The sequence below is a fragment of the Sulfitobacter sp. HI0129 genome, assembly GCF_001635395.1.
In the GTDB taxonomy this organism is placed as follows: Bacteria; Pseudomonadota; Alphaproteobacteria; order Rhodobacterales; family Rhodobacteraceae; genus Sulfitobacter.
The window spans coordinates 1-12,356 of the sequence record NZ_LWGH01000328.1 but is presented as its reverse complement, the minus strand read 5'-3'; the positions used below and the strand labels follow the sequence as shown (position 1 = coordinate 12,356).

At 61.8% G+C, this 12,356-nt stretch carries 9 protein-coding genes; 1 reads left to right on the top strand and 8 read right to left on the bottom strand.

What is annotated here, in order from left to right; translation table 11 throughout:
* The 5 genes from A3764_RS07995 to A3764_RS07975 form a co-directional block, all read right to left on the bottom strand.
* The coding region (locus tag A3764_RS07995; RefSeq protein ID WP_067951441.1) for a nucleoside-diphosphate sugar epimerase/dehydratase at positions 1–1,625 on the bottom strand (1,625 nt) is incomplete at its 3' end.
* A 329-nt stretch (positions 1,626–1,954) separates the two neighbouring features.
* Positions 1,955–3,562 (bottom strand): indolepyruvate oxidoreductase subunit beta family protein, encoded by a 1,608-nt coding sequence (locus tag A3764_RS07990; RefSeq protein ID WP_067921829.1) that lies wholly within the window; start codon positions 3,560–3,562, stop codon positions 1,955–1,957.
* Positions 3,559–5,706: a thiamine pyrophosphate-dependent enzyme gene (locus tag A3764_RS07985; RefSeq protein ID WP_067921835.1), complete on the bottom strand. Its 2,148-nt coding sequence runs from the start codon at positions 5,704–5,706 to the stop codon at positions 3,559–3,561. Before A3764_RS07985 ends, A3764_RS07990 begins: the two co-directional genes overlap by 4 nt.
* An 11-nt stretch (positions 5,707–5,717) precedes the next feature.
* Entirely contained in the window at positions 5,718–6,200 is a 483-nt protein-coding gene (locus A3764_RS07980; RefSeq protein WP_067921839.1) for a MarR family winged helix-turn-helix transcriptional regulator, read from the bottom strand.
* A 6-nt stretch (positions 6,201–6,206) separates the two neighbouring features.
* Positions 6,207–6,998 carry a cyclase family protein gene (locus A3764_RS07975; RefSeq protein ID WP_067921842.1) on the bottom strand — a complete coding sequence of 264 codons (792 nt, stop codon included), beginning with the start codon at positions 6,996–6,998 and terminating at the stop codon, positions 6,207–6,209.
* Between the two features lie 299 nt (positions 6,999–7,297).
* Here A3764_RS07975 and A3764_RS07970 point away from each other — a divergent pair, with 299 nt between their 5' ends.
* The gene (locus tag A3764_RS07970; RefSeq protein WP_236628134.1) at positions 7,298–8,884 is read left to right on the top strand and encodes an ABC transporter substrate-binding protein; all 1,587 of its coding nucleotides are present in this window, start codon (positions 7,298–7,300) and stop codon (positions 8,882–8,884) included.
* A 33-nt stretch (positions 8,885–8,917) separates the two neighbouring features.
* Here the strand turns inward: A3764_RS07970 and A3764_RS07965 are convergent, their stop codons facing one another.
* Genes A3764_RS07965 through A3764_RS07955 form a run of 3 tightly spaced genes read right to left on the bottom strand, consistent with a single transcriptional unit; the run spans position 8,918 to position 12,333 of the window.
* Positions 8,918–10,534, bottom strand: a complete 1,617-nt coding sequence (locus A3764_RS07965; protein WP_067921847.1) for a GMC family oxidoreductase — start codon at positions 10,532–10,534, stop codon at positions 8,918–8,920.
* Positions 10,535–10,577: 43 nt separating this feature from the next.
* The gene (locus tag A3764_RS07960; protein WP_067921850.1) at positions 10,578–11,486 is read right to left on the bottom strand and encodes an amidohydrolase family protein; all 909 of its coding nucleotides are present in this window, start codon (positions 11,484–11,486) and stop codon (positions 10,578–10,580) included.
* Positions 11,476–12,333: a pyridoxal phosphate-dependent aminotransferase gene (locus A3764_RS07955; RefSeq protein WP_082865910.1), complete on the bottom strand. Its 858-nt coding sequence runs from the start codon at positions 12,331–12,333 to the stop codon at positions 11,476–11,478. Before A3764_RS07955 ends, A3764_RS07960 begins: the two co-directional genes overlap by 11 nt.
* Positions 12,334–12,356 lie beyond the last annotated feature (23 nt).

Here is a 12,356-nt window from a genome sequence, read left to right as displayed (position 1 = left end):
TCGATATCGCCCTCCCCGGTGACGGGGTCTTTCACCTTTAGTCCGGACAGCGTGATCATGCGATGCGCGATGTCGATGATCTTCTGCGGCTCGCCCATATGGAGCACGAAAACATCACCGCCGGTAGCATATGCCCCCGCCAAGAGCACAAGACGGGCCGCTTCGGGAATGGTCATGAAAAACCGCGTCAAGTCCTTATGTGTCACGGTGACAGGGCCACCACGGGCGATCTGTCGCTGGAATAGCGGCAGGACCGAGCCGGAGGAACCCAGCACGTTGCCAAACCGGACCATGGCGAATTTGGTCGTGCGGTTGCGGGTCTGGGTATCTTGTACCACCAGCTCGGCCATGCGCTTGGTCGCGCCCAAGATGTTGGTGGGGCGCACCGCCTTGTCGGTCGATACCAGAATGAACCGTTCCAGCTTGGCCTCGGCGGCAGCTTCGGCCACCACCTGCGTGCCGATGACATTGTTACGCGCAACCTCAACCTCATTATCTTGGACAAGTGGCAGATGTATATAAGCCGCTGCGTGAAGAATGATGTCCACCTCTTCTTCCGCGATGACGCCAGCCACACGTTCTTTGTTAGTGATGGACCCCAACTTTGCATGAATGGGAATACCCATGGACTTTGCTTCGGCCTGCAATTCTTGATCGATCGAGTAGAGCTGGAATTCACCCTGCTCGAACAGGATGATCCGGGCGGGATTGCAGTTGAGCAATTGGCGGCAAAGCTCCGATCCGATAGCCCCCCCAGCCCCGGTTACCATCACCACGCGGCCCGCATAGGTCTTGGCAATTTCAGGCGTATCGAGTGCAACTTTGTCGCGGCCCAGCAGTTGATCCGGGGCAACCGTGCGCAGGCTCTGAACGAGACCTTTGCCTGACATCATCTCGATGTAGGAAGGCAGAACCTGAACTTCGACATCATAAACCTTGAGCTTTGAAATCAGTTCGTGGCGGCGCTCCACCGGCATCGACGGAACCGCGAGAAGGATCTGCTGAATTCCCCGCGCGTCGATGAGTTTCGCCAGTTTATCGGGCCCATGGACCGGCAGACCTGCGACCATCAGACCATGCAGATTGGGGTTGTCGTCGATAAAGAAAACCGGTCGCGCTTCGCTTGCCTGCCTTAACGCGGCAGCAAGTTGAATGCCCGCAGCCCCCGCCCCGTAGATCGCAACCGGCTTTCGGTCTCCGCCCCGTTCAGCCAGGTTACGCAACAAGGCCAGCCCGCCGAGCCGGGCCGAAATCGCGAAGATATAAAAGAAGAGACCCGACAGCAGGGGAACGGACCGGGGGGCAAACAGGTCCATCATATAGCTCAGCAAGATCGCGCTGACAGCCAGCAGCAGCGCCGCAAGACCGATGTTCGACATTGAATGAGTGTCAAACGCGTTGAGCTTGATCCTGTGCAGGCGCAGCGCCCAAATGATCCCCGCCCCCCATAGGGTGAGCACGGGAAACAGGACCCAGCTATCGGCGACCGGTATCCAGGGGGTGGCTGACCCGTATCGCAGCGCAAAGGCACAATAAAGTGAGAGGGGGACAAGGAGGGTATCGACGGCCAGAAAAATGGCCCGTTTCTTTGCCCGGGAAAGGTCGTGAATGTCAGTCGGTTTCATCGTCAATTCTTGTCTTTGTGGATAATAAGTAATCTAAAGCGCGTGTTTGACCATCGCATTTTTGTGAAATTACTTCTCCAGTTAATCCAATATCTCGAAACGGTTCACGACCGGTAGAAGTGGAAGAACCAAGGTTTTGCGGTGAGTCAAATAAAGAGTGCTATATATGCATTAGTGATATTTATGCAACATACTATCATTTACAACCTATGATTACCAAAGCTTATCGCCACACACGCGATGACTGCGAATCACACCGAACAACCAGTATCGCATAAACCATCTATGCTTCATGGATAACCCCGTGCGGGACCTTTGGCAAAGCGACCCTACGGCGCTTCAGGGGTACCGGCAAAACTTCGTACCGTTCGCAAGGCCCCCTCCAGAGCAATGCCGTCACTGTCCTGTAGTGCAGCTTCGCGAAGGCGAGCGATCCACTGGGCGGCATCCTCCCGCCCTTCGACGAGGTCCACGGCGTTCACCACCGTGTCGAACTTCGCAAGCCCCCGGGCATGGGTATCGGAGTAGCCTTTGATCAAACGTCGGCATTTGATCATCTCGACCGCCAGATCGTAGTCGGATGCACTACGCGCCAGACTGCGGTCGAGCCAATCGTGAAGATGCAGCGTTTCAACTTCGTGACGGCGTGTGCGCAAACGGTATTTCTTCAGCCCCCCGAGGAAATGCAGCAGCGTGAAAGCGGGGAAGGTATCCGTGCGCAGCCGCCGCACCCGCCCGAACCACCGCTCGGTTCGCGCCATGGCGCGTGGATTTGCCTCAAGCCGCCTTCCCCAACGGGCGGGCAGCAGTCCGGCAATTTCTTCGGCCCGGGGGTGAAAGTATTCGGTGACCTGCATCACCTGATCGTCGCCCAGGCCCATTTCGCGCTCGATCCTGCTTCGACGGGGGGCGCGGGTTTTCAGGTCAGCCACGCGGATGATATCGTCATAGGCCATGGCATTGGCGATGTATTTCGCCGCGTTCAGCGAAAGCTTCCAGCCGCGCGCCTCCTCATCGCAGATGAGAACCCGTTCCAGCCGGTCGAGGTAGAGCCCGCCGTAAGCGCAATCCTGAAAATTTACGACCTTGCGCAGCCCCGCCAGAGCCATTTCGCTCACCTCCACCGGGAAGACAGCGGCACGGTCCCGCAGCGCCCGCCAGTCGGATAGCAGCGCATCAGGGCCAATCATTCCGTCGGTATCCGCCTCGCCGACGGCAAGGTGATCACCCTCCACGGGAAGACGCGCCGCCGTAGGCTCAGGATCGGTCGCCACGATACAACCCTTCTCCGGAACCGCTCCGGTCGCGGCATCATGTCCGGCTGCAAAGGCACGAAGGGAGGCTTCGACGCCCTTGCCACTGCGGCGAATGGCATCCTCGAAGGCATCGCGAGAGAACGGCAACGCGGAAGACCCCGCCAGTGCGCCGAAAAGCGATGCCGAGATGACCGAGCCGCGCTCCACCGCGAGCCTGTCCATGTCTGCAAGGATCAGTCGCTGCGCGGCCACCTCTGCTGCGGCGCGGACCTCTTCGGCCTTGGCGATCCCGTCGCCCGGAACCACTTTCTCGCTCACCGCAAGGGCGCGATGGGTGGAGCCGATCAAGGTTGTGCGGTCAGGCGTGACAAAGCCGCGCAACACGGCGCGGCCCACTTCCATCATCTCCGAAGCGATCAGGATGTCGACGTCCCCCGCTGCGGGTGCGAGGGCAAAGACCGGCTGGCGTGAACCTTCGGGGGCCATTTCGATGTAATATATCGTTGCCCCGGTACGCTGGGCCACGCCGGCCACGCTGGTGGCCTGACAGGCATAGCCCTGCGCGCGGGCCACCGATTCAATCCAGCTTGTCAGTACGCCACCGCCCTGTCCGCCCACGGCCATGACGGCGAGTTTGATGATACCGTCCAAACCGACGCCCGGGGCCGCTGGGGGTCTCATGCCGCGCTGTCCATCCGCAGCCGGATCCTGTCGCGCCGGGCTTGCAGCCAATGAATGAACTTCATCCGTATCCCCGCCCGCCACATTTCGAATCGGCCCGGGTTATGAACGATATCCGCACGATAGAACGAAGGACACAGAACCGCCGCATCCGCCACTTCGCCGCAGTTGCCACAGCCCACACATGTCTGGTCGATATGGGCGACGGGATCGTCGCGCAGCGGATCGTCCAACTTTTTGAGCGACAGCGAGGGGCATCCTGACAGCCGGATGCAAGCGTGATCCCCCGTACACACATCCGCGTCTACGCCGAACCGGGGGACATCGACGCGCCTGCCCTCGCGAATTGCAGCGGCGCGTTGCGGCTTTTCCCGCCGCTGCCGGTTCAACATGCATTCGGAGGACATGACGATCACCTTCGGCCCGGCATATTCGGTCGTCAGCGCCTCTTTCAGCGTATCCCGCACCCGGCCTACATCGTATGTGTTGTCGATCTGCCGGATCCACTTGACGCCCACGCCTTCAAGCGCGGCTCGGATCGGGTTGTTCGTGCTCTTGCTGTCGTTCTGGGCACGCGAAGACAGCACATCCTGCCCGCCCGTCGCGGCGGAATAATAATTGTCGACGATCACTGCGACACTGTCGGACTTGTTGAACACCATGTTCCCGATGGAGGAAGACAACCCGTTGTGCCAGAACCCGCCATCCCCGAGGATGGAAATGGCCCGCCGTTCACCGCCCCCGTCGAAGGCCGCGTTGGAGGCGGGGCCCAGCCCGTAGCCCATGGTGGAGCCGCCGATTTCGAAGGGGGGCAGGCAGGCAAAGAGATGGCACCCGATGTCGCCGGTGATCTGATGCTTGCCCAATTCCTGTTCGACCAGCTTCATCCCGGCAAAGATCGGTCGTTCCGGGCAACCGGTACAAAATCCCGGCGGGCGGATCGGCACGGTCTGGGACAGATCGGGTATCTCGGGCGCTTCGGCATTCGGAGCGCGTACATTGCCGGGCAACAGTGCCGGGGCCGCTTCTTTCAGAAATGTCGTCAGCCCATCCAGCATGATCTGCCCGGTATATTCCCCCGCCATCGGCAGGACGTCCTTGCCATGCAGCTTGACGGAGCGCCCCGCCCTGTAAAGATAGCTGGCAAGCTGTTGCTCGATATGATCAGGCTGGCCCTCCTCCACCACGAGCACATGGGACTTGCCCTCGCAGAAGGCGTCGAACTCGTCCCTCACGATGGGATAGGTGACGTTGAGCACATACAACGGGACCTCTGTCTCGCCGTAGAGATCGGCGAGGCCCAGCCGTTGCAGCGCGCGGATGACCGTGTTGTACATCCCGCCCTGCAATACGATGCCCAGCGACGCCTCGTCCGGGCCGAACACCTCGTTCAACCCGTTTTCCGTGATGAACTTCTCGGCTGCGGGCCAGCGGTTCTTCACCTTGTCCTGTTCATGAAGGTAGGACATTGGCGGCAACACGACGCGGTTGAAGTCCGATCGTGGATTGGCCACCGCTTCCGCCACCGTCAGGGGCGGGCGCTGGTTGTCGCGGGTCGCAAAGCTGCCGGTGACATGGCAGGACCGAATGCGCACCGTCAGCATCACCGGCGTATTGCTTGCCTCGCTCAGTTCGAACCCGTCCTTCACAGCCTTGGTGATGCTGGGGAGGTTGGGGCGCGGATCGAGCATCCAGAACTGTGACTTCATGGCAAACCCGTGGGAGCGTTCCTGCATGATGCTGGACCCCTCACCGTAGTCTTCGCCGACGATCACCAGCGCGCCCCCCGTCACCCCGGAGGACGACAGATTGGCCAGCGCATCCGACGCCACGTTGACCCCCACGGGGCCCTTGAACGTCACCGCTCCCCGTATCGGATAATGCACCGACGCCGCCAGCATCGCCGCTGCCGCGGCCTCGCTCGCATTGGCCTCGAAACGTACGCCGAGTTCGGCCATCAGTTCCTCGGCGTCCGCCAGCACATCCATCAGGTGGCTGATGGGCGCGCCCTGATATCCGCCGACGTAGCCCACCCCGTTTTCCAGCAAGGCCTTGGTGATCGCGAGTATCCCCTCCCCGGTGAAGACATCGCTCTCACCCTTGCGCAGGTGCTCCACCTCGGCCTTGAAGGAACGTTCCGCCATCGCTTCCCCCGTCAGAAATCGTGTTTGCGGATGTTGCGCAGCATGGTCTTCAGCGTTCCGACGAAAGCGGTCTTTTCCTCTTCGCCGATGCCCTTGAACATGGCGTTGTAGGATTCCTCCATATGGGGCCAGAGCTTTGCATAGGCCTCCTGCCCCGCCGGGGTCAGGTAGACGCGGGTGGCCCGGCTGTCGTCGGGGTCGGTCTGCCTGCGGATCAGCCCGTCCCGGTGCAGGGCGTCCAGCGCGCGGCTCAGCGTGCTTTGCTGAACGACCGCATAGACGGCGAGCTCACGGATCAGGATCCCGTCGATCACCGACAGAACGGCAAGAGACCGCATCTGCGGCGTCGTCAGGCCCAGCTTCGCCATCTCTGCCGAAATCGACGCGTTGTAGCGCCCCATGATGCGGTTCATCAGGTAGGGAGCGAAGTTTTCCAGCCCCATTTCCGCCAGCCGGCGCGCGGCGGCGGGCGATACCTCTCTCTGTTGCGTCATAACGGCCTAGACCTTCGGAACCAGTGCGAGCGCGCGGATCGGGCTGCCTGTCCCGTTCTTGATCTTGAGCGGTGCTGCTATCAGGATGGCGCCCTTGGCGGGCAGCTTGTCCAGATTTGCGAGGCTGGCGAGGCCGAAGCAATTGTCGCGGTGCAAGAGGTTATGGGCCGGATAGGGCCGCTCCATCCCGCCGGCCTGACCCGCATCGGTACCGATGCATTGCGTGCCCCATCCGACGATCTTCTTGCCCAGCAGGTATTCGATGCAATCCGGGGTCGGCCCCGGGCTGTGGGGCCCGGTGTCGTCGGCGTTGAGAAAATCGGCCTCGCTGTCCGCGCGGCGATCCCAGTCCGTACGCATGACGACCCATTCCCCTGCGTTGATCTCGCCGTGTTGGGCCTCCCACTCCTTCACGCCATCGGCGGTCAGCAGAAAGTCTTCGTTCTCCGCGCTTTGCTTCGAACAATCGATCACGTTGACCGGCGCGACCAGCCGCTGCACATCCAGCGTGTCGGTATAACCGTCGGCATGATCCCTGCCGGTGATCCAGTGATGGGGCGCGTCGAAATGGGTGCCTGAATGCTCCCCCAGCTTTAGCCAGTTCCAGGCAAAGAACGGGCCGTCGTCGTCATATTCGCTGATCTTGTGGATCTCGACCTTCGGGGTGGTCTTGGCGAAATCGGGCGGCAACTGAAGGATCGGCGTATCAGGTCCCAGCACGCCGGAACAATCCACGACCTCGATACTGCCGGAGGCCAATAACCTTCCGAACTCCTGCATGGTTTCCGCTGACGTCATCGCCGTTCCTCCCCGTTGCGGTCCGCCTGCCGGTCTGCCGCCTTGTGTGCCACCGGCGATCATTGCCGGATGATAGCAAATTTATATGCGTTTGCAATTATCTTCCTCAACGTCGCGCCTCCCCGCGCAACAGGGAGAAGTTCCCCCCTCACCTCGACAAAATCTCCAGAAAGTTCAGAGGCCTCAATTGACGATGGACTGCCGCGAACCATGATTCACTACAATCCCCGCGAAATTTCAGCCCCAGGCTTCAGGAGAACGCCGATATGAAACAGCACCGCCTATCCCAAGTAAAGAGCATGGCACGTTCCGTCCGCGAAGGGCGTCTGGACCGCCGCGAATTCATGGCGCTCGCCAGTATCTGGGGCATGAGCGCCTCGGCGGCCGCCGGTCTGCTGGGCGCCTCGGCAAGCCCCGCTGCCGCACAGGAGCCCAAGAAGGGCGGCGTGCTGCGCATCGGCCAGCAGATCCTCGATATCAATGATCCGCGCACCTATGACTGGCCGCAGAAGTCGAACGTCGCCCGGCAATTCTGCGAACCCCTCGTCCGGTGGGAGGCTGACGGGTCTTTCTCTCCCTCGCTGCTTTCGGGGTGGGAGGTCAGCGACGATGCCAAGACCTATACGCTGTCGGTCAACACGAAAGCCGTCTGGAACAACGGGGACCCTTTCACCGCTGACGACGTGATCTTCAACATTCGCCGCATGGCCGATGCGACCGCCGAGGGCAATTCCATGGCCGCGCGTCTGGCTGCACTGCGCGAAGGCGATGCGACGCAGGCCGCCGATTCCGCGATCGAGAAAGTCGATGAGCAAACCGTGCGCCTTAACCTTTTCATGCCCGACATCACGCTCATCCCGTCGTTCGGCGATTACCCCGCGCTTTGCGTCCACCAGTCCTTCTCCGGTCAGTTGCAGGACAATCCCATCGGCACCGGTGGCTTCGAACTGGTGTCCTTTTCCATCGGGGACAAGGCCGTGCTGAAACGCCGCGAAGACGGCAAGTGGTGGGGCGGCGAAGTCTACCTCGACGGGCTGGAATTCATCGACCTCGGCAATGACGACACCGCCTTCATCGCGTCTTTCGAGGCGGATGAGATCGATATGAACGACGAAACCGCCAGCAACATAGAAGAGGTCTTCAACGCGCTTGGTCTTCAGCGGGGCGTTGCCCTGACCGCGACGACCGCGGTCGCCCGGATGAACGTCAAGGCGGCGCCCTTCGACAACCAGACCCTGCGCAACGCCGTGCAGATCGGCGTGGACAACGAATTGGTAACGGAATTGGCGATTGCCGGGCTGGGGTCCGTGGCCGACAATCACCATGTCGCCCCCGTTCACCCCGAATATGCCGAAGTCCCGCGCAAACCCCATGATCCGGCGCTCGCCAACGAGATGCTGACCGAATCCGGGAATGCCGATACGGAGATTGAACTCATCTCCATCGATGAGGGCGAGTTGAAGGATTTCGCCGACAGCGTAGCAGCGCAACTGCGGGACGCGGGTTTCAACATGACCCGGCGCACCCTGCCCGGGGCCACGTTCTGGAACGACTGGACGAAATACCCCTTCTCCACCACGTCATGGGGCGGGCGTCCGCTGGGTGTGCAGGTCTATGCCGTGGCCTACAAGACAGGCGAAGCGTGGAACGAAACCGGCTATTCCAACCCGGAGTTCGATGCAAAGCTGAACGAGGCGCTGGGCATATTCGATCCCGATCAGCGCCGGCCCCTCATGGCGGAACTGGAACAGATGTTGCAGGACAGCGGCGTGATCATCCAGCCCTACTGGCGCGAACTGGCCATGCACCATACGGACCGCGTGCAGAATTACGTCCGCCATCCGCTGCGTGAAATGCATCTGGAAAAGGTCTGGCTGGAAAGCTGAAGGACCACGGCCCCGACCGCGAACCGGTCGGGGTCACCCCCGCCTTTCGGCAAGGATCATATCCGCCGCCTTTTCGGCGATCATGATGACGGGCGACGCCGTGTTGCCCGACACGATTTTGGGCATGATCGAAGCGTCCACCACACGCAGGCCCGCGATGCCGCGGACTTTCAGCGTGGTATCGACCACCGCGTCAGGGTCGCTCCCCATCCGGCAGGTGCCGACGGGATGAAAGATCGTGGTGGCGATATCCCCCACCTTTTCCAGAAGCGATGCCTCGTCATCGTACCCGGGACCCGGCAAAAGCTCCTTCGGGCTGTAGGGCGCCAGCGCGCGGGCGGTCATCAGTTTGCGCGCCTGCCGGACGGAGGCCACCGCCACCATCCGGTCCCTTTGCGCCGAGAGGTAGTTCAAGGCAATGTCCGGCTGCTTCGATTGCGCGCGGGAGGTGACGTGGCTGGCCCCGACGCTGTCGGGCCTCAAGTTGCACACGGAAACCGTGATTGCCGGATAGGGGTGCAGCGGGTCGCCCAGCTTGTCCGTGGAAAGCGGCTGCACATGATATTCAAGGTCCGGCGTTTCCATCGCGGGGTCGCTGCGGGTGAACATGCCGAACTGACTGGGCGCCATCGACAGCGGCCCACTGCGGCGCCACGCATATTCCAGCGCCATACGCGCCTTGCCCCATGGGCTGTTGGCAAGCTCGTTCAGCGTGCGCGTCCCGCTCACGCCGAAGACCGTCCTGATCTGAAGGTGATCCTGAAGGTTCTCGCCCACCCCCGGCAGATCGTGCAGCGGTTCGATCCCCAGCGATGACAAGCGGTCCGACTGGCCGATGCCCGACAGCTCCAGCAGCTTGGGCGAATTGATCGCACCCGCCGCCAGAATGACCTCGGCCCGGGCGGAAACCCGGTGCTCCTGCCCGCCACGCTCATAGGTGACGCCCGTCGCCCGCTGATCCTTCAGGGTGACGCCTGCTACATGGGCTTCGGTCACGACTTTGAGGTTGGGCCGGTTCTTGACCGGGGTGAGAAATGCCTTCGCCGTGTTCCAGCGCCATCCGCCCTTCTGGTTCACCTCGAAGAAACCCGATCCTTCGTTCGTACCGCCGTTGAAGTCGTCGGTGGGCAGAATGCCGAACTCCTCCGCGCCGCGCTGAACCGCATGCAGAATATCCCAGGTGAGCCGCTGGCGGGTGACCTTCCATTCGCCGCCCGCGCCGTGCAGATCGTCGCCGCCGGCGTGGTGGTCTTCCACCCGTCTGAAGTAGGGCAGCACGTCGTCCCAGCCCCAACCAGCGTTACCCATCTGGCGCCAGCGATCATAGTCAGCCGCCTGCCCGCGCATGTAGATCATCCCGTTGACGGAGGAGCATCCCCCCAGCACCTTGCCCCGGGGATAGGTCAGGCTGCGCCCGTTCAACCCCGCTTCGGGGGCGGTTTTCATCATCCAGTCGGTGCGTGGGTTGCCGATGCAGTAAAGATAGCCGATCGGCACATGCACCCAATGGTAATTGTCGCGTTTGCCCGCCTCCAGCAGCAGAACGCGCGTGGCCGGGTCAGCCGAAAGACGGTTGGCCAACACGCAGCCTGCCGTGCCCCCACCCACGATGACGAAATCGAATGTCTCTGCCCCAGGCGCATCCTTCATGGGGAGGGACACCCGCGCGCGGCCTTATGCCCCCTCGCCCGCGTCAAAACCTGTAGAACGCCGCGGCGGTATCGTGAAACACCTGACGCAACGCCGTCTCATCGGACCCTACCTGCCCTTTCACGAAATCCACGAGATCGGGATAAGTCAGGTGCAGCCGGTCCACCGGGAAATTACTGCCGAACATGCACCGTTCCGGCCCGAAGGCCCCGAGCAGGGTCTGGGTGACATCGGCGGCCACCTTGCCGAGGTCGGACTTGAAATACATGGCATAGCCCGAAAGCTTCACCTGAACGTGGGAAAGCTCCGCCAGAGCCGCAATACCATCGGACCAAAGCGCCAGCCCCTCATCTGAATGGTCATAGGGGCACCCGAGATGTTCGAGCACGACCGGAATGTCCGGGTGATCCGCCAGCAGTTCCGCCGCCTGCCGCAACTGCCCCGGATAGGCCATCAGGTCGAACGAAAGCCCCAGATCGCTCAGCATGGCGAACTGGGAGCGCCATGTCAGATCGTCCAGCATGTTGCGCTTGAGGAAGCTCATATCCGGGCGGTCAGGCAGATGCGCGATGATCTGGCGGATACCCCGCATGTTGGGGTGCTCCATATGCCGCTGGGCCTGCTCGGCAAACGTTCCGGCAGCCAGATCGGCAAAAGCCACGATCATCACCGGAAAACCGGCCTCATCCGATTGGCGCTGGATATAGGCCGTTTCCTTGACTGGATCGGGGATCTTCGGATCGGCCTGAATATGGACCGACCCGCGCATCTGCCGCGGCTGGGGTTCATCCCGGAACTCGGCCAGCAGATAATCGCGCTGGATCGGGGTCGGATCGCCAAAGGGTTTGGGCGCACCGATATCACGCAGCCAGCCATATCCCATGTCGTCGGGATCGCTCTCCGGTGCCCAGAGATGGTGATGCGCATCAAGAAGGGGAAAATTATCGGTCATGTCGGCTCAAATCTTGCAACGCCTGCGCCACCCGGTCGAGACCTTTCTGCAGATTGGCCCCCGTCCCCCCGCCCACACCCAACCGGATATGCCGGGGCAGACCGTAGGCACTGCCCGGCAGCAGGAAGGTTCGATAGGGCTCGGCCAGCAAGGTCTTTGCTAAGCGATCCGGGTCCAATCCCGCGGGCAGACGCGCCAGCCCGATCAATCCGGCAGCGGGTGGCACCCACTCCAGCCCCGGCTGTGCCGCCACCCAGTCGCTCATCGCATCAAGGTTACGGCGCCCTTCGCAGCGGGCCTTTTCCATCGCGGGCGCATAGCGTTCGGGGCGCAGGGCAATCTCCGCGATGACCTCGCCCATTATGTTCATGATCTCGGATGCGTTTTCGCGAAGGATCAGCGCATNACTCATCAGCTCGGCGTCTCGGCAGATGAGCCACCCCGTCCGCAACCCCTGCAGGCCCAGCGCCTTGCTGACCGAACCGGTGGTGATGCCCCGTTCGTAAACCCCGGCGACGGAAGGCGTGCGGGGGCCCGCCCATTCCAGCCCGGCATAAACCTCGTCGATCAGCAGCCAGGCACCGGCGCTGCGCGCGATATCGACAATCTGATCCACTTCGTCCGCGGTCAGCAAATGGCCCGTCGGGTTGTTCGGATTGGTCAGGAAGATCATTCGGGTTTCCGATGAAACTGCGTCGGCCAGCGCCCCCATCGGCAGCGCCCAACCATCTTCTTCCCGGCGGGTGATCTTGGTGATGCGCGCGCCGATGGCCTTTGTCAGCACCTCCGCCTGCGGCCAGCCGGGGGTTTCGAGCACGATCTCATCCCCCGGCTGAAGGGTCTGCATGATCGCCAGATAATTCGCCTCAG

Coding starts and splice junctions, on each gene's coding strand:
- A3764_RS07990 (WP_067921829.1), bottom strand. CDS start 3,562: ATGAGACCCCCAGCGGCCCCGGGCGTCGGTTTGGACGGTATCATCAAA.
- A3764_RS07985 (WP_067921835.1), bottom strand. CDS start 5,706: ATGGCGGAACGTTCCTTCAAGGCCGAGGTGGAGCACCTGCGCAAGGGT.
- A3764_RS07980 (WP_067921839.1), bottom strand. CDS start 6,200: ATGACGCAACAGAGAGAGGTATCGCCCGCCGCCGCGCGCCGGCTGGCG.
- A3764_RS07975 (WP_067921842.1), bottom strand. CDS start 6,998: ATGACGTCAGCGGAAACCATGCAGGAGTTCGGAAGGTTATTGGCCTCC.
- A3764_RS07970 (WP_236628134.1), top strand. CDS start 7,298: ATGGCACGTTCCGTCCGCGAAGGGCGTCTGGACCGCCGCGAATTCATG.
- A3764_RS07965 (WP_067921847.1), bottom strand. CDS start 10,534: ATGAAGGATGCGCCTGGGGCAGAGACATTCGATTTCGTCATCGTGGGT.
- A3764_RS07960 (WP_067921850.1), bottom strand. CDS start 11,486: ATGACCGATAATTTTCCCCTTCTTGATGCGCATCACCATCTCTGGGCA.